The sequence below is a fragment of the Shewanella sp. AC91-MNA-CIBAN-0169 genome (genome assembly GCF_040310165.1).
Lineage (GTDB): Bacteria > Pseudomonadota > Gammaproteobacteria > Enterobacterales > Shewanellaceae > Shewanella.
On sequence record NZ_JBEOPM010000199.1, the window covers coordinates 1 to 237 of the forward strand.

1 protein-coding gene is annotated in these 237 nt (G+C 46.8%); it reads right to left on the reverse strand.

Annotated elements, in window-relative coordinates; translation table 11 throughout:
- On the reverse strand, nt 1-237 hold a 237-nt coding region (locus tag AAEY98_RS22660; RefSeq protein WP_351019893.1), incomplete at its 5' end, for a 3'-5' exonuclease.

The following is a 237-nucleotide window of genomic DNA, read 5'->3' on the forward strand; positions in this document are numbered from 1 at the left end:
CTACCACCACACTGGATCATCATTCTCCTCTCTCACCTGTTTAGAAGCTTCGACGGTGACCTCATCGGCAGACAGCTCCGCGATAAATCTTGATGGCTTGTCAAAATACCCTGAATAACTGGCGAAGTAATCAGGCGCAGTCAGATACAGTCTGGTCTTGGCACGACTACAGGCGACATAAAATAATTTTCGTTCCTCTTCTAACTCCTCAAAGTCATCTAAAGAGCGATGATGCGG